General features: G+C 40.6%; 23 protein-coding genes. 15 read left to right on the forward strand and 8 right to left on the reverse strand.

The window, feature by feature from the left end:
- The first annotated feature begins 147 nt into the window (after positions 1-147).
- The 3 genes from BLW16_RS08015 to BLW16_RS08025 all read left to right on the forward strand — a co-directional run bounded on the left by BLW16_RS08015 (position 148) and on the right by BLW16_RS08025 (position 6,442).
- Positions 148-1,302: a FecR family protein gene (locus BLW16_RS08015; protein ID WP_090556020.1), complete on the forward strand. Its 1,155-nt coding sequence runs from the start codon at positions 148-150 to the stop codon at positions 1,300-1,302.
- Between the two features lie 283 nt (positions 1,303-1,585).
- A complete protein-coding gene (locus BLW16_RS08020; protein WP_175470512.1) occupies positions 1,586-5,032 on the forward strand; it encodes a SusC/RagA family TonB-linked outer membrane protein in 3,447 nt (1,148 codons plus the stop codon).
- A gap of 6 nt (positions 5,033-5,038) precedes the next feature.
- Positions 5,039-6,442 carry a RagB/SusD family nutrient uptake outer membrane protein gene (locus BLW16_RS08025; RefSeq protein WP_090556022.1) on the forward strand — a complete coding sequence of 468 codons (1,404 nt, stop codon included), beginning with the start codon at positions 5,039-5,041 and terminating at the stop codon, positions 6,440-6,442.
- 95 nt (positions 6,443-6,537) lie between these two features.
- Here BLW16_RS08025 and BLW16_RS08030 read toward each other — a convergent pair whose 3' ends face one another.
- The 4 genes from BLW16_RS08030 to BLW16_RS08045 all read right to left on the reverse strand — a co-directional run bounded on the left by BLW16_RS08030 (position 6,538) and on the right by BLW16_RS08045 (position 8,722).
- A complete protein-coding gene (locus BLW16_RS08030; RefSeq protein ID WP_090556023.1) occupies positions 6,538-6,846 on the reverse strand; it encodes a hypothetical protein in 309 nt (102 codons plus the stop codon).
- 71 nt (positions 6,847-6,917) lie between these two features.
- Entirely contained in the window at positions 6,918-7,367 is a 450-nt protein-coding gene (locus BLW16_RS08035; RefSeq protein WP_090556024.1) for a MauE/DoxX family redox-associated membrane protein, read from the reverse strand.
- 185 nt (positions 7,368-7,552) lie between these two features.
- Positions 7,553-8,149: a Crp/Fnr family transcriptional regulator gene (locus tag BLW16_RS08040; RefSeq protein ID WP_090556025.1), complete on the reverse strand. Its 597-nt coding sequence runs from the start codon at positions 8,147-8,149 to the stop codon at positions 7,553-7,555.
- Positions 8,150-8,521: 372 nt separating this feature from the next.
- Positions 8,522-8,722, reverse strand: a complete 201-nt coding sequence (locus tag BLW16_RS08045; RefSeq protein ID WP_139298286.1) for a hypothetical protein — start codon at positions 8,720-8,722, stop codon at positions 8,522-8,524.
- A 350-nt stretch (positions 8,723-9,072) separates the two neighbouring features.
- On the opposite strand from BLW16_RS08045, the gene BLW16_RS08050 reads away from it, so the two are divergent.
- Complete coding sequence (locus BLW16_RS08050) at positions 9,073-9,474, forward strand: hypothetical protein (RefSeq protein WP_090556027.1); 402 nt, start codon at positions 9,073-9,075, stop codon at positions 9,472-9,474.
- A 44-nt stretch (positions 9,475-9,518) separates the two neighbouring features.
- On the opposite strand, the gene BLW16_RS08055 is transcribed toward BLW16_RS08050, so the two are convergent.
- Positions 9,519-11,912 (reverse strand): ABC transporter permease, encoded by a 2,394-nt coding sequence (locus BLW16_RS08055; protein ID WP_090556028.1) that lies wholly within the window; start codon positions 11,910-11,912, stop codon positions 9,519-9,521.
- A gap of 234 nt (positions 11,913-12,146) precedes the next feature.
- Between BLW16_RS08055 and BLW16_RS08060 the strand changes: the two genes are divergently transcribed.
- The 3 genes from BLW16_RS08060 (at position 12,147) to BLW16_RS08070 (ending at position 15,059) form a co-directional block, all read left to right on the forward strand.
- Positions 12,147-13,196 (forward strand): glycoside hydrolase family 130 protein, encoded by a 1,050-nt coding sequence (locus BLW16_RS08060; RefSeq protein WP_090556029.1) that lies wholly within the window; start codon positions 12,147-12,149, stop codon positions 13,194-13,196.
- A 245-nt stretch (positions 13,197-13,441) separates the two neighbouring features.
- Complete coding sequence (locus BLW16_RS08065; RefSeq protein WP_175470513.1) at positions 13,442-13,996, forward strand: Crp/Fnr family transcriptional regulator; 555 nt, start codon at positions 13,442-13,444, stop codon at positions 13,994-13,996.
- A 463-nt stretch (positions 13,997-14,459) separates the two neighbouring features.
- The gene (locus BLW16_RS08070) at positions 14,460-15,059 is read left to right on the forward strand and encodes a Crp/Fnr family transcriptional regulator (RefSeq protein WP_090556031.1); all 600 of its coding nucleotides are present in this window, start codon (positions 14,460-14,462) and stop codon (positions 15,057-15,059) included.
- Positions 15,060-15,121: 62 nt separating this feature from the next.
- Here BLW16_RS08070 and BLW16_RS08075 read toward each other — a convergent pair whose 3' ends face one another.
- Entirely contained in the window at positions 15,122-15,505 is a 384-nt protein-coding gene (locus BLW16_RS08075; protein ID WP_090556032.1) for a winged helix-turn-helix transcriptional regulator, read from the reverse strand.
- Positions 15,506-15,657: 152 nt separating this feature from the next.
- Between BLW16_RS08075 and BLW16_RS08080 the strand changes: the two genes are divergently transcribed.
- A complete protein-coding gene (locus BLW16_RS08080) occupies positions 15,658-16,542 on the forward strand; it encodes an SDR family oxidoreductase (RefSeq protein WP_090556033.1) in 885 nt (294 codons plus the stop codon).
- A 152-nt stretch (positions 16,543-16,694) separates the two neighbouring features.
- Here the strand turns inward: BLW16_RS08080 and BLW16_RS08085 are convergent, their stop codons facing one another.
- A complete protein-coding gene (locus BLW16_RS08085; RefSeq protein ID WP_090556034.1) occupies positions 16,695-17,591 on the reverse strand; it encodes an Rpn family recombination-promoting nuclease/putative transposase in 897 nt (298 codons plus the stop codon).
- Positions 17,592-17,901: 310 nt separating this feature from the next.
- Between BLW16_RS08085 and BLW16_RS08090 the strand changes: the two genes are divergently transcribed.
- From BLW16_RS08090 to BLW16_RS08110, 5 genes are all read left to right on the forward strand, one after another.
- Positions 17,902-18,345: a hypothetical protein gene (locus BLW16_RS08090; protein ID WP_090556035.1), complete on the forward strand. Its 444-nt coding sequence runs from the start codon at positions 17,902-17,904 to the stop codon at positions 18,343-18,345.
- 494 nt (positions 18,346-18,839) lie between these two features.
- A complete protein-coding gene (locus tag BLW16_RS08095; protein WP_394332012.1) occupies positions 18,840-19,457 on the forward strand; it encodes a ligand-binding sensor domain-containing protein in 618 nt (205 codons plus the stop codon).
- A 7-nt stretch (positions 19,458-19,464) separates the two neighbouring features.
- Positions 19,465-22,614, forward strand: coding sequence for a hybrid sensor histidine kinase/response regulator (locus BLW16_RS08100; protein ID WP_090556037.1), 3,150 nt, complete (start codon positions 19,465-19,467; stop codon positions 22,612-22,614).
- Positions 22,615-22,651: 37 nt separating this feature from the next.
- On the forward strand, positions 22,652-23,431 hold the full coding sequence (locus tag BLW16_RS08105; protein ID WP_175470514.1) for a DUF2625 domain-containing protein: 780 nt from the start codon (positions 22,652-22,654) through the stop codon (positions 23,429-23,431).
- 175 nt (positions 23,432-23,606) lie between these two features.
- Complete coding sequence (locus BLW16_RS08110; RefSeq protein WP_090556038.1) at positions 23,607-23,858, forward strand: helix-turn-helix domain-containing protein; 252 nt, start codon at positions 23,607-23,609, stop codon at positions 23,856-23,858.
- Positions 23,859-23,946: 88 nt separating this feature from the next.
- Here BLW16_RS08110 and BLW16_RS08115 read toward each other — a convergent pair whose 3' ends face one another.
- Positions 23,947-25,020, reverse strand: coding sequence for a cellulase family glycosylhydrolase (locus tag BLW16_RS08115; RefSeq protein WP_090556039.1), 1,074 nt, complete (start codon positions 25,018-25,020; stop codon positions 23,947-23,949).
- A gap of 447 nt (positions 25,021-25,467) precedes the next feature.
- On the opposite strand from BLW16_RS08115, the gene BLW16_RS08120 reads away from it, so the two are divergent.
- Both BLW16_RS08120 and BLW16_RS08125 read left to right on the forward strand, forming a co-directional pair.
- Entirely contained in the window at positions 25,468-25,959 is a 492-nt protein-coding gene (locus BLW16_RS08120) for a BLUF domain-containing protein (protein ID WP_090556040.1), read from the forward strand.
- 106 nt (positions 25,960-26,065) lie between these two features.
- A complete protein-coding gene (locus tag BLW16_RS08125) occupies positions 26,066-26,635 on the forward strand; it encodes an RNA polymerase sigma factor (RefSeq protein WP_090556041.1) in 570 nt (189 codons plus the stop codon).
- The last annotated feature ends 68 nt before the right edge of the window (positions 26,636-26,703 follow it).

Raw genomic sequence — 26,703 nt, forward strand, 5'->3', positions numbered from 1 at the left:
TCCAATTGCTGAAATAAAGATTTCATTTTTTTTCAAATTCATCTACTCCCAAAACGCGCCCTTTACGTCATATTCTAAAACGGGGTTATAATCAGGCGCGCGGAATAGTAAACAAACAATAAGATCATCTATTAAACTCTTATACCTATGGACAAGTCATCTGAAAAAAATATTTTTGAAAAATATGGAAACGGAACCATAACTGACCAGGAATTACTCGTACTCTATAACTGGTATTTTGAACAATTCAAATCAGGCCAGTCCTATCCGGATCCTGAAATTTTCCAGAAACGCATGGAAGAAATGGACAAAGCCATTTTTGCACGACTGCACAAGAATGAAAGAAGAACCATTCCAATGAAATATGTTGCTGCAGCTTTTTTGCTGGTAGCTGCCAGCTTTACTTTTTATTTTATCCTTCAGGGTATCAATGAGAAAAAGTACGATGCTGTTTATGCGATCACACCGGGAGGCAATAAAGCGAGGCTTACGCTGGCAAATGGCAAAAGTATCGACTTAACTGACGCACGTACCGGTGACCTGGCCAAGCAGGGAGGGGTCAAAATAACCAAGACCGGTGACGGTCAGTTGCTGTATACTGCTACGGCTACCAGATCAGCAGGAAATCAATACAATAGCATAGAAACTCCAAACGGTGGTAAATATATGGTGTGTTTGCCCGATGGTACCAAGGTATGGCTAAACGCCGCCTCAACATTAAAATATCCTGCTACTTTTTCGTCGCTGTCAGAGCGCAGGGTAATTTTGAGCGGCGAAGCCTACTTTGAAGTATCTCACAATGAAAAACAACAATTTATTGTTCAGACTGCCCGCCAGTGTGTACGGGATATCGGTACAAAGTTCAACATCAATTCCTACAGCGATGAACCGGGTATCAGGACAACACTTCTGGAGGGCTCAGTGGCCGTTATACCTACCCTATCACATGGAATTTCCATTCATAGAGGCTCAGGATTTGTGGCAGAAAGCATACTGAAACCCGGCCAGCAATCTGTTGTATCTGCTGAAGGAATTAAAATATCAGAAGCTAATGCTGCTGAATCAATATCCTGGAAAAACGGATCCTTTCAGTTCCGGAACGATGATCTGCAGACAGGAATGCGCCAGATAGCACGCTGGTACGATATTGAGGTTGAGTATGATGGAGCGGTGCCGAAAGATAAACTCTACGGAAAAGTTCACCGCGACAATGACCTTGCAAAGGTATTGAATATGGTGCTCGGTTCCGGTATCAGCTATGAAATAAAAGACAGAAAAGTAATTATCCGAAGTAAAAAATAAAATAAATATAACCAACCATACCAGATTTCTAACCAATAAACCAATGTAATGACTACACATCAACGACAGGTTCTCTGACGACAGTATGGTTAATTCAAAAAAAAGCGCAGAAGTGTTACGAGCACTTCTGCGCAAACATTTGGGTTAACCCTTCCCGATAAATCGGGATAAATCTATTTCACCAGATTCTTCTAATTAACCCAAACAGCACAAAAGTATGAAAATATATGCTTTTAAACCAGGCATGTCAGGCCGAAGGCTGCCTAAAAAATTGCTATTGACTATGAAACTTACCGCTTTGATATTGATCATTGCCCTTACACAATTAAGTGCCAAGTCCTATAGTCAGAAAATCAACCTGCATCAAATTAACATTAGCCTGAGCTCAGCCCTTAATGCCATTGAAAGTCAGACAGGTTATACGTTTTTCGCTAAGAATTTTAATCTTGATAAACCCATTATTAGTATTTCTCTTAAAAATGCTACACTTGAAGAAGCAATTAGAAAATGTTTAAAAAACCTGCCGCTCACCTACAGCATCAATGGCATGGATGTCACGCTGATCCGCACCCGTCCTTCACATCTGACCAATGCGGTTAATAAAGCAGGAGGATTTTTTCGTGATATTGACGTGCATGGCCGCGTGCTCGATGAAAATGGTCTGGCCCTTCAGGGAACCATGGTAAAGATCCAAAATGTGGAAAGAACAGCGATTACGGATAGCTATGGGGAGTTTGAATTTATATCAGTTGATGAAAATTCGATACTCACTATTTCCCACCTGGGTTATGTCGGCGTTGAGTTGAAAGCTTCTGCAGAAACCGGAGACATTCAACTGCAAACATCCGTAAATCAGCTTCATGAAGTGATCATTTCTACAGGTTATCAGAAAATAGCCAGGGAAGGTACAACCGGTTCATTTACGCTGATAGACAATAAGCTGGTCAATCGCTCAGTGTCACCAGATTTCCTGAGCAGACTCAGGGGAGTGACCAATGGACTGCTTGTAGATTCCCAGGTTGGAAATACAACAGGAATCAGCGTGAGAGGAAGAAGCACCCTTTTTTCTGAAACCAAACCATTGATCGTCATTGATAATTTTCCTTTTGAAGGAGATCTCAACACAATTAACCCCAATGACATCGAAGATGTAACTGTACTGAAAGATGCCGCAGCAGCAGCAATCTGGGGTGTAAGGGCCGGAAACGGTGTCATTGTCATTACTACCAAAAAAGGAAAGCTCAACCAGCAAACAAAAGTATCTTTCAACACCAATATAACGATAGGCAACAAACCCGACCTTCACTATCAGCGTCAGATGACATCGGCAGAGTTTACAGATCTTGAGAAGTTCCTGTATTCAAAGGGAAGGTACAATACGGTACTCCGCAATAATTACGAAGTTATTTCTCCGGCCATTGCCCTGCTCTCGAAGGAGACATCTGCAAATACCGCCGCCACACAGGCAAGTATTGATGCCCTGAAGAATAACGATGCACGCAATCAGCTGGAGGAATATTTCTATCAAAAGAGCATACAGCAGCAATACTATCTCAGTTTAAGCGGAGGTGGTATGAACAATACGTATCATTTATCAGCGGGATACGATCATCTTAGTCCTGTAACTGTCGGTGCCTCTAATTCGCGTTATACGCTCAAAGCAAACAACACCTATGACCTGGTGGATCATAAAGTACAGCTCACCACGGATATTACATTTACCCGTTCCCTTGCCAGGAATGATAATGCAGACGGATACGCCCCATTATATCCCTACGAGCAAATTGCAGATCAGTATGGGAATGCGTTATCAGTTTTGACAAATTCCGGACTAAGGACCTCCTATACAGATACCGCCGGAAATGGCAGTTTACTAAACTGGAAGTACCGCCCGTTAGAGGAACTGAGGAAAAAAGCAAACTCCTTTAAAGGTGAGTCTACTGACATCAGAGTCAATACAGGTATGCGTTACCAGCTGTTTAAACCGCTTGCATTTTCTGTCAATTATCAGTACTTCCGGTCAACAGGTATCAATCAAACATTAAGGACAATAGATTCCTATGCAACAAGGAATGCAATCAATGAGGTCACCCAGATTAACAGTAATACAGGCGCAGTGACGAATCCGATGCCAATTGGAGATCAGTTTAATAGATCTAATAATTCATTTAATGCCAATTACGGGCGCGCACAACTGGATTTCAGGCAAACCCTATCAGGGAAACACAATTTGAATGCAATCGCCGGTTACGAAATCCGTTCAGAAAATGCATCGAGTAATAGCCAGAAACTCTATGGTTATGACCCTGACACTGAAACAAGCATCATTGTTGATCCGGTCACTGCATTTCCGTATTATTATCGTGCACAGACGACGAAATTAACAAACATTCCGTCTTCGCAAAGAGGGGCAGTGGATCACTATATATCTTATTACGTCAATGCGATATATACCTATAACAGCAGGCTGATCCTGTCAGGAAGTTACCGCAGGGACGAATCCAACTTATTTGGAGTATCAGCTCAAAAAAAGGGCGTTCCTCTTTTCTCAACAGGAATAGCCTGGAGTTTGGATAAGGAAAAGTTTTATGGTTTAAGCTGGCTGCCAAAGTTACAAATGAGAGCTACCTACGGCTATAACGGAAACGTGAACAAGACTATATCCGCATTTACAACGGTAGGCCCCAGTCCATCGCTTAATTACCTGGGAACTTCATTCTCGGTTATTTTTAATCCTCCAAATCCTTCACTCCGATGGGAACGCGTGAAGAATATTAATTTTGGCTTAGACTTCAGTCTTAAAAATGAAGTGCTTTCCGGAAGTATGGAGTACTATCTGAAAAATGGTGCAGATCTGATCGGAACCAGTCCGATTGCCCAGCAAACAGGAATGAGCATTTTTACGGGTAATGTTGCAGACACCCACACCAGGGGATATGATATTCAATTAAATTCGCGTAATCTGAACGGATTATTTAAATGGGGCACTACTGCGATCTTCAATATAACAAAAGATAAAGTCACAAATTACCAGGTCAATACGGGTTCCAATTATGCGATAGTCAGTAATTCCCAATCAATTACCCCACTGACGGGCTATCCGATACTATCCATTTTCAGTTTCAGATCCCTGGGGCTGGATAGTGAAGGAAACCCACAGGGCTTCGTTGGAAAGAACTTAAGCACAAATTATACCTCTATTAATAATTCTACAAACCGCGACGAACTGAAATATGAAGGCTCCGCAGTTCCTACAGTATTTGGATCACTCAGAAATACCTTTAGTTTTAAGTCGCTCGAATTATCAGTTAATATCAGTTATAAGTTTGGTTATTACTTTAGGCGTGCAGCCCTGCAGTACAGCTCTTTGTATAGCGGTGATTACCATTCTGATGAATATAGCGAGAGATGGCAAAAACCAGGTGACGAATTAAGGACAACAGTCCCGGCTTTAGTTTACCCGGCTAATGTTAGTCGCGATCATTTTTATGCCTATTCTCAGGAAACAACCGAAAAAGGAGATCATATCAGGCTCAAGGATATTCAGTTAATGTACACCCTGTCCAGCAATGGGTTAAAGAAAATTGGCTTAGGCTCAGTTGGTTTCTATACCTATGCAAATAATTTAGGTATTCTTTGGAGAGCAAACAAACGCCATATTGATCCTGATGCAAGGAGTGGCTATCCCGCGGCGAAGGGCATTTCTTTTGGAATTAAAACTAATTTTTGATTAGCGATGAAAACTATAAACAACAAGATCAGTATTTGCCTTGTGGCAATACTGATTTCATTAACCGGATTCTTATCATCAGGCTGCAAAAAAGATTTTCTTGATGCCAAGCCTTCAACAAATATTACGCGGCCGGTTACGATTGCTGATTTTGAAATCCTGCTTGAAGGTGACAATTTCACGTATTCTACTTCTGCACTGCCCATATTATCTGCAGATGAATATAGTTATATCGATTATGCAACCTGGCAATCTACCAGCACTGCCACAGAAAGAAATGCTTATATATGGGCTGCAGATTTATTTGCCGGCGCGTCTAATATCCAGGACTGGGCAAAACCTTACAGCGCGATATTTTATGCTAACAATGTATTGAGCGGATTGGAGAAAATTGAGGTTACTGCAGATAATGAAGCAAAATGGAATTATATTAAAGGATGGGCATTATTTGAAAGGGCATACCATTTTTACGACCTCAGCAGGAATTTCTGTAAAGCTTATGATCCTGCAAGCTCAAACACAGACCTGGGAATTCCGCTGAAATTAAAACCGGAGATCGATGATATAGTACAGCGATCAACACTTCAGCAAAGCTATGATCAGATCTTAAAAGATCTGAATTCTGCAAGGGTACTATTGGGCGCCTCAACTCCTACTGATAAGAAAAACAAACCTACGGCCGTATCGGCGTATGCCCTGCAAGCCAGGATTTTTCTTAGCATGGGTGCCTACAGCAAAGCAGAACTCGCAGCAGACAGTTGTCTCGCATTATATGATAAACTGATAGATTATCAAAAGGTTAGCACTACTGTCAGCTTTCCATTTGATAAGTTAAATGAAGAAACATTGTTTACGACCGCAACTGTTCCAACCTATTCAGCCTGTGCAGTCACTTTTAACAACTTTATTGTTATAGACAGCAACCTGCTTAAATTATATGATACCAATGATCTGAGGCTTAAAATTTATTTTAAGCCTTCTATACAAGGTTATATCATGGGCGGCAATTATTTCGGCCAGAACATATTCCCATACACAGGTTTGGCTACCGATGAAATATATCTGGTCAAGGCAGAATGTGCAGCCAGGCGTGAAAATACTACTACCAGTCTTTCTACACTGAATACATTGCTGAGCAAAAGATACCCTGCATCATCTTTTACGCCTTTAACCGCCTCGACTTCTAAACAAGCCCTTAATCTCGTTCTGCTGGAGCGCAGAAAAGAATTAGTATGGAGAGGCCTGAGATGGGACGATATCAAAAGACTTAACAAAGAGGGAGCAGGAATTGTACTCAGCAGAGTATTAAATGGAGTTACTGCCAGGCTTTTACCAAATGATGTGCGTTACGTTTTTCCTATCCCAAGTGACGAAGCAGCACTTAGCGGAATTGTGCAAAACCATCGCTAGCGATTGAGGTATGACTCATTATACCCAATAATAAAAGGGGCCTGAACCCCTTTTATTATTACCCGAAAATTTATTTCAATAGTTTGTTTTAAGTTTCATAAGCCAAGATAAAATCCTGCTCCAACCGGTTCAAGATAACCAGCCTGCATCCATTCCAGCGCCTGCGCTTTTGAGAAAGTTGCCGTAATATGTCCATCCCCTTCAGGAGTTTCATAATAAGCGCACGGTGAGCTTGAAAGAGGCAAACATAAACCCAGCAGATAAGGGCTCGAGAATCTGGTATATGCATCAGAAAGGGTATGTCCATACCAGTCCCCGGTATTATATTTTTTTTCGGGATTTGTCAATACGCTGCCACCTGCAGCAACTGTTGCAGCAAGTAAGCCAATAATAATTTTGTTCATGGTTTAAAATTTATAGGTTTAATAATAGGTAATACTTTATTTGCTTTTTTGTGGGTTTCTGTTTTCAAAAACTATGATTTGTACAATTTTACTCCCGTCAATGCAAGTACAATGAAAACCGCATTAAACCAGATGTGCTGTTTCCAGGTTAGAGAACTTAACACACCCCCGCAGGTACAAATCAACTGGCTGCCGGAATTGATCATATAAATTAAATAAATTGTAAAAACGAGCATAATTGCCAGAGAAGAAAACAAACCCAACCTTCGCGTAACCGGGACGATCAGCAGTGCGCTGATCAGAATCTCCAGGGATGGTACTGTCCAGGCTACCAGGGTACTATATTTACCAATAAGTACTGATTTGCTCAGAACCAGTTCAAAAGACTCAAACGACTGGATTTTACTCGTTGCAGTATAAATAAACAGGATAATAAAAGAATAGACCGTCTTCTCAACGATGATGGATTTTGTTTTACCTGACAGCACAGGATAGCGCCTGTTGTTTAAAATAGATTCCATGGGTTAAATATTGTAGTACCAAGTTAACCACACCATTCTTAAAAGTTGTGCCCGTTTGGAGCAAAGCACTTCCCATATTATACAAAATGATGTAATTATTTCACAAAACGATGTACCATTTGATACAAAAATCAGAGATAACTGGATCAGGATCCATTAATTTGAAGCTAACCACCAGACCCGCTTTATGCGCGTTTTGACCGGGATACGGTCTGCCGGCTTGTTCCCAGATAGGATGCGATTTCCTGCTGATGAAACTTTAGGTCAACTCTTGGTATGGATTTAACCAGCTGAACATATCGTGCAACCGGGTTAAGCGAGATAAAATCCATTATTCTTTTACGGCACTGTTTAAAATCGTTAAGCAGAATGAGATCTATCACCATATTAAGATAGGGGAAAGAGACCAGAATGTCATTGAGTTTCTTACGCGACAATGATAGCAATACACTATCCTGCATCACCTCGATATACAGATCACTGGGCTGTTCACTAAAAAAACTTACGGAATCAATGATTATGCTCTTCTCATCCCAGAAATAGAGCGTATGTTCCTTGCCCTCTTCGTCATGAAAATAACCACGCGCAGCTCCACGCTCCAGAAAATAAATCTGATCGGCAGTATGCCCCGGAGTAAGTAATAATTGATTTTTCTTATGCACACTGGTTGTAAGTTGTAACTCTACAGCCCGCATCAGCTCTTCACGGATTTTACCATCTTTAAGCTCTTCCGGCAAATGTTTGGCGTTAAAAAGAACGTCATATAATCCGTGGTTTACCATAAAATATTATCTACAAATTCCCGAAAACTCTACATTTATTTAGTAGCCTTAACATGCAATGATATGGCCCAAATTATAATGTTTAATCTATTTAAACCTACAGCTAAAATTACAGGCAACGATTTGCAGCAAATACTCACAATATAGCCTCAATGACATTAAAAATCTATAATTTTTTATCCCTTCTAAACAAATCTAAAAATATTTATGAGAAATCAAACGAAAAAAATGTGATTTATACTTGCTAAAAATCAAATATTTTTTAGCATAAAAACGAGACAAAATAGTGTTGCAACACTAAATCGTATTAGCTTTAAAAGACTATTAATCAACACCATAGGTCTACATTCAAAGTATTTTATTTCTGTGGAATTATATTTTGCCGCCGACAAATCCAGCACTCAAAACAGAATAATCAGAAACATTATAAACAGATAGCAGAAATTTTTCCTTATTGCTCAATATCCGGCTTCCCTGAATTTTTTCTCCTGATATTTGTATCGGAATTCCGGAGGGCATTGCCAGATGCACAAAAAAATTCCATAATAATTCTTCTTTTTTTACAAAAACCATTTTACTCATCCTGCTTTTATTTTATATTTTTACTAAGGTTAAGGGCATAAATAAATGCCGGGACAATCATTGTGGCTTCAGGACGGCCAGTTCCCCTGAGCTGAGAGTGGCCTGGGAGTGAGTCAGGAATGAGTATTGAAGCTAATACTCACTTTTGATTCACTCCCAGGCCACTCTCAGCTCACATCTGCCTACAGGAATGAACGAATAATGATGCAACTATATAACCTCTGAACCCGCCGGTATACGTTTATTTTCCAAAGCGCATTTTGACGAAACGTACGTCTTAAACAATTAATCTGTAGCGCTCTGACAATTAAAATCGTTTATCCTGTAAACTACCAAGTTGTATGAAAAAAATGTTAACGCTCTCACTCTGCATGATACTGCTGCTTTCGGCATTCAGTTGCAAAAAGAAATCAGTAGAATCAGCCTTCAACGGAACCTGGGAACTAAGATATATTGAAGGAATTCAGATTGCGGGAGCTGATCCGAATTTTAAGGCCGGTAACGGAAATGTGTTGAAATTTTCGGAATCCAATTATGAAAGATATGTAGATCATCAACTTATTGACAGCGGAACGTTCGCTTTTCAGAAAGAAGAAGTCAGGATCAATAACAGTCAGTCTAATTACAGTATACTGCTCAAGAATAATGAAAAAGTATACATTAATTTATCAGGGAAAAAGCTCATTGTTTTTTACGGGCAAATCGCTGCTGACGGAGTAGAAAATCATTACGAAAAACAGTAATTGCAGACCCGGCCGCCAGCAGCGGTGCCGCTAATGGGCGGTAATTACTCATATTTAAGCGCATCAATCGTATTTCCAGCGGCTACCCTGTAAGATCTGATGCTTACAGTGATCAAAGTGATGAACATAGAAATCGAAAACGCTATCGCAAATGGCCATATACTCAAGTCTATTCGATAGGCAAATCCCGATAGCCACTTTGAAACAAACATATACGCCAATGGCCAGGCCACTAAATTTGCAATAAAAACCATCAGCAAAAATGAGCTGTTCAGCATCTTTACCAGTTCCATCGTTGATGCACCCAGTACTTTCCTGATAGCCACTTCCCTGTTACGCTGCGTGACTACAAACGAAATCAAACCAAACAAACCAATAAAGGAGATAAAAATAATCACACCAGCGAATACCTTAAACAATACCCCCATTACACGCTCACTTTCATAATATTTGTTCACCTCATCGCCGATAAATTTTGCATGATAAATATAATTAGGGAAGGCATTGTTCCACAATGCTTCTACCCTTCTCATCGCAGGCATCAACTGTTTACCCTCTATTTTGATGGCCGCTTTATAGTATTCATCCGGATTTGGCTCTATGAGCAAAGGCGATGTACTTTCCTTGAGCGACCGGTCATTAAAGTCTTTAACAACACCCACAACCGGCAGTGATTCATTCCCGCTCGCAGCAATAATCTTTCCTATAACATCCTCCGGATTCGTGATCCCCAGTTTCCTGATAAAAGTTTGATTTACCACACAGCCCCTGGCCCTGTCACTTTTAACAAATGCTTTCCCGGCAAGTAGCTGCAAACCGAACAGCTTAAAATAATTTTCATCGGCAATGGATATCCGCACCTCAAAGTCCTTATTTTTAATTCCATTATAACTGAAGTCAGTTGTCCAGGTATCCTCCGATAACGGGGGAATGGTACAATAACTCAGCATCTGTACTCCGGGCACCCGTAATACCTGCTCTTTAAAAGTACGATACCTGGTTCTGCTTAAGCTGTCTCCGGGTGTATTTACCATTGCAATGGATTCCGTGGTAAAACCCAGCGGCTTCTGCCTGATGTATTCCATCTGGCGGATAATCACCAATGTGCCGATGATCAGAATAATGGTAACCGCAAACTGTACCACTACCAGGACCTTACGCAGGTTTAATCCACTGCTGTTTACAGAAAGCTTATTTTTGATAGCCAAGGCAGGACTAAAACCAGACATAATCATTGCCGGGTAGAAACCGGCCAGAAAGCTAACAATGATGATCAGTATACCAATAAATATAAAGATCGCAGGATGTGAGAACAAACTAAAGGTAATGTTGTCACTAAAAAGGTTCGCCATCGCCGGGATCGCAAGTTCAGATAAGATGCAGGCCAGTAACATGGACATCAGTACGATCGCAAATGTTTCGGTTAAAAACTGGATGACCAGCTGCTGGCGTTTACTACCCATTACTTTACGTATCCCAACCTCCTTCGACCGGTTGATAGCCTGTGCTGTAGCCAGATTGATAAAGTTGATACAGGCAGTAAGCATTAAAAACAGGCCAATAACAGCCAGTCCATAAATTTCTTTCATGGTGATCGACGTATCAGAAAAATTACCGTAACGCTCGCTGAAATGAATATCACTCAATGACTGAAATGAATTGTTCTGATTACCGGCTATCTTTTTATCCTCAAAATATTTTTTATTAAACTGTGCCAGCGGCTTCTGCAGGTCGGCAATATGCACACCCTTTTTAAGGAGCACATAACATTCCGTCTGCGAAGCTACAGCATCCCAGTTCGAACCGTTCTTTTGTTCAAAAGTCTGGTAACTGACCACGATCTTTAAAGGAAAACTGCTATTTTCAGGCATATCTTTGAATACACCTGTCACTTTCAAATTTGTTTGATTGCTCAGTAAAATACTTCTTCCAACAGCCTTTTCCGTCCCGCCAAAAAATTTCAATGCCATGCTTTCAGATAAGGCTACGGTATTGGGTGCGGCCAACGCCTGTACAGGTTTACCGTAGAGCCAGGGAATACTGATAATTTCAAAAAGATCAGGCTCAGCATAGAATACTCCTTCTTCAGTTTTTAAGATCACCTTCCCACGGTCATCTTTCACATGAAGGATTCTTCCTCTTCTCAGCAATGCAGCAACTTTTTCAAAGCCAGCGAACTCATTTCTGGCTGCAGCTATCAACGGAATTGGAACACCCTGCGAATAATCAGTGTAACTATTATATTTCCAGTTGGTTACAAATCTGTAAATTCTGTCCCCATTCTGATATCCTTCGTCAAAGCTCAGCTGAAAACGGATAAAGATAAATATGAGGATACAACTCGCCATTCCGATGGAAAGACCAAGTATATTGATCAGCGTATAGCCTTTATTTTTCCAAAGGTTTCTCCAGGCAATTTTCAGGTTGAGTTTAAACATTTTTATAAGTTCTGATACCCAGGATCCGCTATTGGTATGCCAATTTTAAAATACATCATATGCGCCTTTAAAAATGGAATTTTATACATAACCTATTCATCAACTGTTCGTTTCTGACCATCTTAATGACCGAAAGCGCACACCGTCATTATCAATCCTTAGAAAAAAAACCTGTCACTATCCGGCGGCATAAAACTATAACGCGATGTCTTTGTTATGCCCTAAATATCATTTATGCCAGACATTGCCCAACGTTTTCCGGAAAACCCTCTGCTTCTGCCAAAAAATCTGAAATCCAGCAGCCATGAAATGCAAATCATCAGTCTCCTTAATCCGGCGGCTTTTACCTATCAGGGTAAGATCTGGCTGCTGATCCGGGTGGCTGAAAGTTTGACGCAGAAAGAAGGATTCGTATATGTTCCTGTGCTGGATACGGCAGGTTATACATCTTATATTGAAGTTCCTCTGAATGACCCTGATCTTATTGCAACAGATGCAAGGGTATTCAATTATAAAGGACTGGATTACCTGACTACCCTATCTCATCTCAGATTAGTGTATAGCGATGATGGCATATATTTTGAAGAGTCTGACGAATATCCGCCATTGTTTGGACAAGGAGCCACGGAGAGGTTTGGAATTGAAGATTGCCGTGTCAGCTTCGTAGCGGACACCTATTACCTAACCTACACTGCAGTATCTGAGAATGGCGTTGCTGTAGGACTGAAAACAACCAAAGACTGGAAAACATTTGAATCTAAAGGTTTGATCTTTCCGCCGCATAATAAGGATTGCGCAATATTTGAAGAAAAGATCAATGGGAAATATTACGCTTTACACCGGCCCAGCAGCGTGGATCTCGGTGGCAACTTCATCTGGCTCGCAGAGTCACCAGACGGACAACATTGGGGCAATCACAAATGTATCGTTAAAACCAGGACCGGCTTTTGGGACAATGCCAGGGTCGGTGCCGGTGCAGCTCCAATTAAAACCGAATCCGGCTGGCTGGAGATCTATCACGGAGCAAACGAAAAACACCAGTATTGTCTCGGGGCATTTTTGATGGACCTGGCAGACCCCTCAAAAGTTATTGCCAGAACGCCCGAACCCATCATGGTCCCTCTTGAAAACTACGAGCTGAGCGGTTTTTTTGGCTTCGTTGTATTTACCAATGGCCATATCATAACGGGTGATCAGCTTACGGTTTATTATGGAGCAGCCGATGAGTTTGTATGCGCTGCACATTTTTCTGTAAAAGAAATTATGGCGGCATTAGTTACCTGAAATCAAATCAACGCAATAAATAGGCTCTTTTTAACAATTAAAGACTGTATCCATGTATCTAAATTTTGTACTTTCAAAAACAAAAGATAGATTTGAGCAATAGATTAATTTATTGACAAATAAGAACACTATTATTGATCTCATTTACCAAAAGGCTATCATAAAATCTTCTTACTTATCACATGCTGTTTCAAACCATATATTAAATGAATGAATATGTAAATTTCCTAAATAGGCATTTGCCTATGACGGAAGAAGAACAATTGCAAGTAGCACAGTACACTTCTGAAAAAACGTACAAAAAGGGCGAGCTTATTTATTCAAAGGGCGATATTTGTACACATCTTTTGTTTGTAGTAAGTGGATACGGACGATCGTATGCACTGGATATGAACGGAAGGGAATTTACCTGGAACCTTAATTTCAATGACCAGGACTCACAATTCAGGAACCTTTTTATTTTTGACTATTCAAGTTTCCTGGCACAAGAGCCATCTGAACTTTATGTGGAAGCTATTACAGACATGAAAGTAATCAGAATGAGTAATAAAAAAATGAATACACTATATGCTAAAAATCCCAAATACCGGGAGGGAGGGCGCCTCATGGCAGAAAATGCATTTCGCTCTATGCAAAAAAGAACGTTTTTATTGCTGACAATGACTGCCGAAGCCAGATATGAACAAATGTTAAGAGAACAACCCCAACTACTTCAGAAATTTCAGCAATACTATATCGCCTCCTACCTTGGGATTACTCCACAATCATTAAGCAGGCTTCGCAGCAGTAGTGGTATATAAACTAACTGCACCGCCGAACCGGGTACATGCCTTCTCTGATTATAGCTGACCAAGTGATGCAGCTCCAATTAAGACCGGAGCCGGTATGGTTCCTCCCGAAAATTATGAGCTGAGTTATTTTTCTGCGTCGCTGGATTGATCATTGGTGATATCCTAACAGGTGATCAGCTTACCGTTTATTACGGAGCAACTGATGAGTTTGCATGCGCTGTACATTTTTCAGTTAAAGCAATCATGGCAGTCTTAGTTGCCTGAAAGCAAACCTGATGCTAAAAAATCTGTCCCTTTTAACAATCAGGGGACATCAATTTTTATATTCAATTTTGAACTTTTAAAAACAAAAGATAGATTTGATCAGTATACTAATTTAATGACAAATAAGAACACGCTATTGATCTCCTTGACCATAGCATGTCATAAATATTCTTACTAATACCGTACTGTTTCAAACCGTAATAATTAAATGAATGAATATGTAAATTTCCTAAACAAGCTTGTGCCCATGACGGAAGAAGAGAAATTGGAAGTACTGGAGTGTACTTCTGAAAAAACATATAAAAAGGGCGAGGTCATCTATTCGAAGGGTGAGATCTGTACACATATTTTATTTGTATTAAGTGGATACGGAAGATCGTATTCACTGGATATGAATAGAAGGGAATTTACGTGGAATCTTAATTTCAATGACCAGCACTCACTATTTGGAAATTTTTTTATTTTTGACTTTTCAAGTTTCCTGGCACAGGAGCCAACTGAACTCTATATAGAAGCTATTACCGATATGAAGGTAATCAGAATGAGTTATATAGAAATGAAAATGTTATATATCAAAAATCTCAAATACCGTGATGCAGGACGCCTCCTGGCAGAATATGCATATTACTCTATGCAAAAAAGAAGCCTCACATTGCTGACAATGACTGCCGAAGCCAGATATGAACAAATGTTAACAGAACAGCCCCAGCTACTTCAGAAATTTCAGCAATACTATATCGCCTCCTACCTTGGAATTACCCCACAATCGTTAAGCAGGCTCCGCAGCAATTGCAATAGTAATATATAAATTAATTGTGCCATTCTCCGGACACACTGCTTCTCTGATTACAGCGGACAAAGACTAAATATCTACTTTACTGACAGGCTTTTAAAATACCTTTCTCTTGAAGCCTTAATAGTTGACATGTTCTTCAATGCCCATTGTGTAAGTGTAGCAATTGATGGCAAAAGGCTGTTACCGAGTTCTGTAAGGGTATATTCTACGCGTGGCGGTACCTGCGGGTAGATCTTTCTCGATACCAGCCCGTCCGCCTCAAGAGTTTTCAGCGTCACCGTCAGCATCTTTTGAGAGATATTGCCGATAATACTGTTGATCTCGTTAAAACGTAATGTCCCCAATTCACCTAAAATGGAGATTACAAGAATCGACCATTTGTCACCTATCCGGTCAAGCACGTTTCTTACCGGACAATCTTCAATAATTTGATATTTTTCTAAGTTTTCTTTTATCATAACAAATTGATTATCAATAATAGTTACCTAAGGGTTAGTTAGTGAATTCAAAGTGCCTTCTTGTCTAACCCTAAGTTACTAATTATCTTTAACTCTCCAAAAGTAACTAAAGCTTTGGAGTTGAACACTATTATTTATTTAAATCATTTGATATGAGTCAGATCTTAGTAACAGGTGCTACAGGGCATCTTGGGGCCGCAGTAACGGAAAACCTGATAAAAAAAACAAATCCAGCCAATATTAATGTCGTAGTAAGAGATGGGGGAAAAGCGGCAACTTTCGAAGCGAAGGGTATCACCGCAAAAATTGGCGATTATAACGACTACGATTCACTTGTAGCAGCATTTAGAGGGATAGATAAATTATACCTGGTGTCCGGCAACGATATTGCAAACCGTACAGGCCAGCATGAAAATGCAGTTAGCGCAGCTAAAGAAGCTGGTGTAAAACATATTGTATACACCAGTTTCCAGCATAAAAATGAAACGGAAACGTCAGCAATAGCATTCATAGCAGCAAGCCATTTGTATACAGAAAAGTTAATTAAAGCGAGCGGCATTACCTATACCCTACTGCAGCACGGGCTGTATGCAGATCTTATCCCTCTTTTCGCCGGTGAACACCTGCTGGACAATAAAACTATTTTTCTGCCAGCCGGAGAAGGAAAATGTGCTTTTGCAACAAGGAAAGACTTCGCTGAGGCCGGTGCAAATGTGTTACTTGAGGAGACCGGAAAATTCGATCATACAACCATTGAACTTGCGGGATCAGAAGCGATATCCTGGAGGCAGATCGCCAGTATCATTTCAGAGATCACAGGATCAGAGATCATCTATGTTTCACCTTCCTTAGATGATTTTTCCACTACCCTCACAAAAGCCGGTGTACCGGCAGAATATATTGGTCTCTTTTCTGGGTTTAGCCAGGCCCTGGCACAGGGAGAGTTTGAGCAAATAACAGGTGATCTGGAAATGGTTCTTGCGCGAAAACCAGTATCTGTGGCTGAATACCTTCAATCTGTATACGGCAAAATCTAGTGATTAAACTTTCTCCCTGGCTGTCAGGGGAAAGTTTAATATTTTCAGTGATCTGTTTAACGATTTGAGCCAGTGACAATTTCAAACCGCAATAGCGCTGCAATGCGCTATTGTCAGATGTTTGAAAGGACATCATATTCTACCAAAATGCCTTAGAGTGCTTCGATTTCCGGGATATTCAATTGAGTAGCCTTAGAGATTAATTCCGTGGGAACACCATTTTTCTTCAATTCAATGGCTACATCTAATGCTTTTTTCTGTTCTCCCTCTTTCATTCCTTTTTCGAATCCCTCCTGCATTCCTTTTTCCGAAGCCTGTTTTTTAGCATATTCCATTACTGCATAATTATCCCATCTGCGCTTTTGCTCCATTTCATAAGCACTTCTTTCAGCGCGTGTAAAATTTGTATATTCTGCCATATCAAATAATTTTTCAAATATAGGTTCATTAAAATTTGAGGGCCTTTCCCTCAATTCGCTCATATTTTTTAATGCAAACAGCCACTTATCCAGAATGGTATCCAATTCAAATTGCATTTTATTAAAGTTACATAACTCAATAAATAAGAACCCGAATTCTTCGTGAAATATTTCGCCACTATCGGCATCACACAAAAGGATTCTTCGCAGATACCGGTCCTTCAACCCAATGTCAGATCTAAAATCACAGAGGATTGCAACTAAATACACCTCAGAAATTGCGTATTTCCATTCTTTCCTTTTGCCCTTAGGAGCCTGCCCGCTAATTTGCCGCGATGTATAAAACAATGCCCTCTTCATAAATTGCTCCTGTTTTGAACGCTGGACTTCAATTAAAAACTTCTCTCCACGATCACCGGTACACAACACATCAAAAATTGCCCCGCCTTCATCTATCGAATTTCCGGGATGATCATTTTTATTAAATTCCAGATCCACAATATGTTTGCGACCTCTGAACAGCGCATTTAGCAATGAAAGAAGCAAATCTTTATTTTGTACATCTCCAAATATTTTCTTAAAACTAAAGTCCATCAGCGGATCAATATAACGAGGCTGCTCTTGTTTCATATCTTATGTTCTTCAAGGCAAATATAGATAAAGTTTCTTAAGAAGAATATTTTTAATTCAAAAAATAACAAAAACATTTAAAAATCACTTATTATTTCATTTAAGTTACTTTAAGGAGTTTATCACAATTTTTACGAATCGGGTCACCTGTTAGTGTCAGCCAATAAAGAATCCGGTACTTATTGGTCCTATCATATTTAATAACAAACATTCATCACACATGCTTGTTGTACCCAGACATTTGACCCAACAACAGGTTAACAGTATTTCATCAAAACTGTAGAATTGCCAGGCACTAAATCTTAAGAACATGAGCAAATTGAAAAATCTGATTGCAGGACTTGCAGGCGCAGTAGCATTGAATATCCTTCACGAAACATTAAAAAAGCAAAGTGACAATGTGCCAAGAGTAGATCTGCTTGGAGAAGATGCCATGCAGAGAACGCTGAATTACTTTGGGGGCAACATTGATCATAAAGAAACCTTATATAATGCAACCCTGGCGGGTGATATTGTGGGGAACACATTATACTATAGTATAATCGGGGCCGGAAACGCGAAATATTTATGGCCTAAGGTCTTATTTGTAGGATTAAGCGCAGGAATTGGAGCGGTGAAACTTCCTAAACCAATGGGACTTGATGAAACACCCGTGGCAAAGAACGATCAGGTAAAGTTCCTTACCGTAGGTTATTATTTGTTTGGTGCAGTAGTTACCGGATTAGTTGTAAAAATGATCAGCAAATCCAGCTGATCATTCTTACATTTTTTTAAAAAGATGTTATTCGAATATACCGGCATTAAATAAGGGATTATCACCAGGATGTGGATAGTTGCTTCAACAACGTCGAGGCCAACCTCCCCGCTTTCAACGCCTCATATCCTGTTTGTAAGCGTTAAGGCTGGCCGGTAAGCCAGTTCTTTCTCTGCACTCCTATTTTTCCTGTTCAGGGTGCAGGCACCGAAAACAACATTTCTGCCAGGCACAGCAGCAGAACGCCGGTTATCAGTGTGGTCACAAAACTATCCTTTGGCGTATCAGCCTGCAGCTCAGCGGACGCTAAATTAACAAAACTAATTATTGAAGATTTATCCTTGTATTTCGGACACTTCCAACAATAAATATTATCTTGTATCCTGTACAAAAGACCTTTGCCGGAGTACAGCTATACTCAATCTATTAACCTCATCAACTTGATTTCCAACTTTAAATTTTTGCTGATTATTTTGCTTCAGGCAATCTCTACATTGGCGTTCGCACAAAATCAGCAAATACATTTCTCACATATTGGTTCCAGAAATGGCCTTTCGGAAAGGAATGTAAATTTTATATATCAGGGTAAAAAGGGTTTTATGTGGATCGCCACCCGCGATGGTTTAAACAGATATGACGGATACCGGATCAGGATCTTCAGGAATAACCCCGATGACTCTTCCAGTATCGGCGGCAACTACATCTCACATATTGCTGAAGATAAACAGGGAAATATCTGGGTGGCAACTCTTGGCGGCGGGCTTAATAAGTTCGACCGGAAGACCAATAGATTTTCTCATTATTATCATGAAGATGGGAATGCCAGAAGCATTGCCAGCAACTTTATCAACAGAATTGTATTCGATGATCAGGGTAAAATCTGGGTAGCAACTCAGAATGACGGTTTAGATCTCTTTAATCCGGTACTTAACCAGGCTATTCATTACCGCAACAATATACTGGATGAAAAAAGTATAAGTGGTAATAACATTCTTGCCGTATATAAAGATAGCCGCAATAATATCTGGGCGGGCGACCAGCAAAAGGGGCTGAATTTATTTGACAGGAAGACCCGTACTTTTAAAAGGTTCATCCACCTTCACACAGTTTAAGCATAGTATGAATGCAAATAGCCTCTCTAATGATTTTGTACTCAGTATTTTTGAAGACTCGGATCATCATGTCTGGATAGGTACAGATGGCGGCGGACTCAATTTATTCAATAAGCAGACCGAAGAGTTTACCGTATTTAAACATCAGGAAGGAAAAAACAGCATCTCCGGCAATTACATTCTTGATGTGAAAGAAGATCATCATCAGCAACTCTGGATAGCTACATGGGGTGCCGGGCTTAGCATCTTAAACCTGAATACAAACCAGTTTAAGACCTACAGACACAATGCCGCGAATGATAACAGCTTAAGTCTGGATAATATATATACCATACTGCCCGATCCGGATGGAAAAATATGGATAGGCACCTTTGGCGGTGGCCTGGATCTGTTTGATCCCGCCTCCAATAAGTTTATCCATTACCGGCACAATATCAACAATGCAAAAAGCATCAGTAGCGACCGTATCAATTCCTTACTAAAGGACCGGCAGGGCAACCTTTGGGTGGGTACAAATGATGGCGGCCTTGATCTCTTTGACCCTAAACAACAAACATTTACACACTTTAAACATACTGCCGGAAAAAACAGCATAAGTAATAATACAGTAGTCAGTATGCTGGAAGATCATACCGGTAATATCTGGTTATGTACCTTTGATGGGCTTAATCTTTTGAATCCTTCTACCAGAACTTTCAGCCGTTTTACTACAGAAGACGGCCTGCAAAATAATTTTACTTATGCCATTCTGGAAGATGACCGCCACAACCTCTGGGTTAGTACCAATACGGGTTTATCAAGGTTTAACCCAAAATCGAAGATCTTCAGAAACTTTACCTCAGAAGATGGCTTGCAGGGCGATGAATTTAAGCCACATTCGGCTTTCAAAAGCAGCACCGGCGAAATGTTCTTTGGTGGTGTAAATGGCTTCAATAAATTCTATCCCGGCCAGATCAGGGAAATAAGATCCGAAGCTCCGCTTTTGCTGACTGGTTTTCAACTCTTTAACAAACAAGTATATATTGCAAGGGACAGTAAAGATACTTCTGTACTAAAGCAGGATATCTCTGAAACGAAGTCCATCACCTTATCCTATGAGCAATCTACAGTATCTTTTGATTATGCCTTTCTTGATTTTTTATCATATGGTAAAAAATCCTACTCTTATCTGTTAGAAGGCTTTGATAAAAGCTGGAACAATGTGGGCAGTAAAAATTCCGCAGCCTATACCAATTTGCCTACCGGCAACTATACCTTTATGGTCAGATGCCGGAACAATGACGAGGGATGGTCACGGTCTGTGATCAGTCTGAAGCTTACCATCGTGCCCCCCTTCTGGCTGACATGGTGGTTCAGATCACTGATGCTAATAGTGATTCTGTCTGTTGTTTATCTTCTGTACAGGTTCAGGATGAATACGATCATCCGGCAGAAAGCAACGCTTGAAAAACTGGTAAAAGACCGCACTGCCGAGTTATCTACACAGTCGAAAATGCTGCAGTCAATAAACGAGGAGCTTCAGGTACAATCAGAAGAACTGCAGGCACAGTCGGAAGAGCTGGAATACCAAAGGGAGCAGGAGCACATTGCGCGCAATGAGGCCGACAAGGCCAACCAGGCCAAAAGTATATTCCTGGCCAGTATGAGCCACGAAATCAGGACGCCAATGAATGGTGTGGTTGGAATGGCATCCCTTTTAACCGAAACACCGCTCAGCGAAGAACAAAAAGAATATACCGATGCAATTATCAAAAGTGGCGAGAACCTTTTGGGCGTTATCAATGATATCCTGGATTTTTCGAAAATAGAATCCGGAAAAATGGATATTGAACAGGAGGATTTTAACCTGAGGAACTGCATAGAAGAGGTAATGGATATTTTTTCCCAAAAATCGGCAAGGCAAAAGATCGACCTGCTCTACGACATCGAATTTCAATTGCCGCAATATATCGTTAGTGATGGCCTGAGGCTCAAACAAGTGCTGATCAACCTGGTCAATAATGCCATTAAGTTTACCGAAAAGGGGGAGGTATTTTTAAATGTCAGCCTAAATAAACGGCTCGAGAATGAGCACCTGATCATTGAGTTTAGCATCAGAGACACCGGAATCGGAATTCCGGCGCATAAGCTGGATGACCTGTTCAAACCATTTTCACAGGTAGATTCTTCTACCACCCGTAAATATGGGGGTACCGGCCTGGGTCTGGTGATCAGTGAACGTATCGTCAAACTGATGGGCGGAAAAATCTGGGTGGAGAGCAAACCGAACGAGGGTTCTACTTTCCATTTTACAATCCAGACCGTTAAAAGCAGTAGTCAACCTGCCACCAATACGCTGCAGGCAAGCAGGCCCGATATCAAAGGAAAACACATTCTGGTGGTAGACGATAATTATACGAACCGGGTAATCCTGAATACACAACTGGAATTATGGGGATTTATACCCATCACCGTATCATCCGGACAGGAAGCGCTGCAGGTGATGAAGGACGACCACACCATTGAACTGGTGATTACTGATATGGAAATGCCTGAAATGAACGGGATAGATTTCGCCAAAGAAGTAAAAGCGGTCCACAGTAAGTTACCCGTGATTATGCTCAGCTCAATTGGTGATGAGAGCATGAAGAACTTTTCCAATCTCTTCAGGGCAATTCTTACCAAACCAGTGAAGCAAAAGCAACTTTGGAAAAGCATAGAAAAGCAATTTTCTATATTTCCCATCACAGGCCCGTCAGAAGAAAAACCAATTCAGGTACTCAGTGAAGGATTCAGCAAAATATTTCCCCTGAAGATCCTCGTTGCCGAAGATAATCTGATCAATCAGAAACTGATTGAGCGCGTGCTCAATAAGCTGGGTTACCAGATTGAACTGGTAGACAACGGGAAACAGGCACTGGAACAACTGAGACTGGATCATTATGACATGGTGCTGATGGACATTCAAATGCCTGTTATGGATGGTATGGAAGCCACAAAAGTCATCAGAGAGACCCTTTCCTACCAGCCTTACATCGTTGCCCTGACCGCCAACGCAATGCCTGAGGAAAGAGATATCTACCTGAAAGGCGGAATGGATGAATATATTTCGAAGCCAATGAATCTTGAAAAATTAAAAGAGATCTTCAAGATCGCTTATGAAATTATAATAGGCTAACATATTGTCATATCTTTGAGCCAGATAAGTAATACCGATGAAAAACGCATCCAGGATCATTTCCATACTCTTTGTAAGTTTCCTTTCGTCAACCGCCTTTGCTCAGAACAAAATGCAAAGCCTGGATGAACTGATCAATAAAACTGATCCGGCATGGCCACTTGTACAGAAATGGATCGATTCTGCCAAAAACAAAGTGGAAGTTCTCGGCTTTGACTCTGTGAAAGCCAGCGAGGTATTGTATAACACGCAGGTATCAACGTACTCTACCCTGGGTGCTGTCATTTATAACAGTGGCGGAATGATGATCGACAACGGCTGGATCCGTATCCTGGGCTCGGGAAGCGCAAGACTCAACCGTTCTGTTTCAGCCTGGAATAAAGGAAAAACGATTAAGGAATTTGGTGATAAACCAGATTATCTTTTGGTTGCAGATGACGCCGTCGGGGGTTTCTTCGCCATTAATTACGGTGCATTTGGCAAAGATCTGAAAAACATCTATTACCTCGCTCCCAATAGCCTGAACTGGGAACCGCTCAACGCGGGATACAGCGAATTTATTCTTTTTTGTCTGGACAGCGATCTTTCTGCCTTTTACAAAGGCCTGAGATGGTCTACCTGGAACCAGTTCATCACTGATCTGGACGGAAGCAAATCTTATAGTTTCCGCCCTTATTTATGGTCTGAAGAAGGCACAGATATCGATAAATGCACCCGAAAATTAGTCACAACCGAAGAGCTTTTCAGGTTCAATCTGAAAAAACAAAAGGAACTGTACGATTCAAACACTCCTGCGGCAATAAAAGAGCAGGAATAAATCACTCCTTAGATGTGACATTCTTCAACATGTTCAGATAGAAATATTTCGGGCGGAAAAGACATGTGGTTTAACGCATATTTTTATGCTATTTCACCAGTATAAAACACGTGTATACCCTCTCTGCGGTTACGAATGCAGCATGATATATTTGTTTGACGTAATTTCTAACATCATGCCTAAACACACATCACTTGAACAAATAGAACAATATATAATTGATGTAACTATATCGCTCAGGCACAAGCATAATCTGAGACAAAGTGATCTCGGTAAAATTATCAATACCAGCCCGTCATTTATTGGTAATGTTGAAAATTACAACAATCCTGCTAAATACAATTTAAAGCACATTAATGCCCTGGCAGAATACTTCAACCTGGCTCCTAAATATTTTATGCCTGAAAAGCCATTATCGGCTAAATAGGCATTAGCAGAAGTCATAGCCTGATAATGCGCTTTAAATTGCAGCTTTTATTTCTTATAGACGTCCTAATAACTACGCCATAGCGCAGTTATTTTGAATTCAGCTTTCTGATCAACTCTGTTTCATCCCTGCGGTAAGGAGTTCCATCGGGGTTAAAGATCTCATGAAACCATTCAACTGGTTCAGAACCATCAGCCAGAGGGGTATCCCAGGCATACTTGGTATTTGTTTTACCTGCCGCAAAACCCCAGTTGATGGCACCTACATTTTCTTTCTTCAGCAGCGGCAAAATATTTGAGAACCTGCTGTTCCTGCCTCTTGCCATATACTCCGTGCAAATTAACGGACGGCCGCTAGCTTTTAACAATTGAATCACGCGCTCATGCCACTGTGGTTCTTCATAATCATGATATGTGACCACATCAGAATTACTCAACTGCAATGCATTCAACTTTTCGAGTCCCCAGCTCCATAATCCAATACTGATGGGCTGATCCGGATTGACAGATCTGGCCCAGGCTATAGTTTTGGTCAGCAATAAAATAGTACCTTCATTTTTGCCACTATTTCCGGGCTCATTGTACAGATCCCATAACAGCACACGTTTATCCTGCGCAAAACGCGTTAGCACAGCTTTCACATATTTCTCCAGGTCAGGAAAATTCGCTTCTTCTTTATAGGCCGGATCACCCGGATCCTGTAACCATCCTGAATTATGCACGCCGGTTTTTGGTGCCGGCTGCTTGCCTATCGTATTGGTTTTATTCCAGCAGTCATCGAAGAATACAAACAACGGTGTAATTTTGTGCTTTTCCGCAATAGCCAGAAACTGGTCCATTCTCTTTAAAAAGCCTTCAGGATCCTGTTTATAGGCCTGGCTATGCAAAAAGACCCGCATGGTATTGAAACCAATGTTCTCTGCCCATCCCAGTTCCTTGTCTATCAGATCAGGGCTAAAAGTATCCGCCTGCCACATCTCCAGCTGATTGATCGCATTAGATGGAATATAATTTGCACCTGTTAGCCATTTATGAGCTTTATACCATGTATCTGCCTTTTCTACCGGCCATACCGTTCCCGGTTGCTTTTTTGCTTTTTGAGCATATCCCGACGCGAGGGTAAAGGTGAAGATCAGTGCGAAAAAGTAGTTTTTAGTTTTCATCTGTAAATATTTGGTTGTTTGAGGGGACAAAGCCTGAATACGTTTTATATTCAATCCGATATCTTCTCAAAACAAAGGTTTTTTAATTTAAAAAGAGACTGGTTTTGTCTCAATGTTTCGACAATACGTATCATAATTTGATGGCAAAAGCATGAATACAATATCCCTGATCTTGCAATCCAGTTCTTCCGCAGTTGTCTCCAGCATCATGATCTCTTCCCGTTCGGCTTTGCATCCGTTGAGTTTAAAAACATGGCTCAGCCGCAGAATGAATCAGGAAGTCCGTCGAGCATCTTTCTCAAAAAGAGGGCATAATCTTTATGAAGAATGTCTTCTTCTGTGGCAAATAAACAGACCTTTATACCTGTTTGAAGCTACATTTATACATGTAAAATAATTAATTGTAAGCCCCCTTAACAGATTCAAAGACTACCTTACAAAAAAAAGATGGAATACTATTTAATATATGCCAGCAAATCAGCACACCTCATGTTAAATGAAGAGCTCTTGCTGATCCTGGAGCAATCCAGGAAATGGAATTCAGATCATGGGATTACAGGAATGCTGATCTATATAGAAGGATTATTTGTAGCGCTTGCAGAACGACAGCTAAGTGCTGAACTGAGCGGACGTTTTATGCAGGTTTTGGAGGGATCAAAGCTGGAAGTAGAAAGAATATTTAATTTTATTCAGACAGATCCAAGGCATAACGATCTGATCATACTCGATAAGGGAGAACTATCAGCAAGAAACTTTGAATCCTGGACTATGGGATTTAAATCGTTTACTATCGATGAATATGAAAACACTCCCGGTTACTTTAACCTTGACGATTCCTTTTTGCAGGAACAGGCCGGCCAGGACTCAAACATTCCTTTATATTTTTTGAAATCGTATTATCAGCGGGGCAAAGCACAATCTACTTTTCTTTCCAAATAAATCACGCAGCGCCGGTCCATCGCTGAATTCCTCACAACTATTTCAGTGCTGATTTAACATTAAGATAATATCACATCTTTAACTTTGCTGAAACACTGAATTTGGCATGTATTCTGAACTCACCGATGAAGCGTTAACTGGTCTCTTAAAGAAAAACGATCCTTTAGCACTTGAAACTCTTTTTAGCCGCTATTATAAACCGTTATGTCAGTTCTGCTCGGTTTATACCAGAGAATATGTGATAGCAGAAGAGATTATTGCCAATCTTTTTATTAAACTCTGGGACAGCAGGCAGCATGCCGCCATTCTGAACATCAAAAGTTACCTGTTTGTATCTGCAAAAAATCAGGCATTCAACTACAATCAGAAAAAGAAAGAACCGGTAGACTCCATTGAAGATCTGAATATCAACCAGTCGGCTTTACAGGACAAAAACAACCCATTCAAAATTCTTTCCAGCCGCGAATCCTACAATTGCATCCTGAACCTCATTGACACCTTGCCCCCTGGCCAGCGGCGGATCCTGATGATGAGCCATATCGACAGCCTGGATAACCGGCAGATTTCCGACATTCTCGGCATCTCGGTTCGTACCGTAGACACGACCCTGTATAAATCTATCAGAAAACTCCGCCTTCTGTTAAAAGACTTTCGCAATTCCACCCTGGGAACTTAACGATTTGTTAATATAACGTTAATGCTTGCGGATACGTAAGATCACTCCAAAATCTGTCTTCCTTATAG

This window comes from Pedobacter hartonius (assembly GCF_900107535.1).
GTDB lineage: Bacteria > Bacteroidota > Bacteroidia > Sphingobacteriales > Sphingobacteriaceae > Pedobacter > Pedobacter hartonius.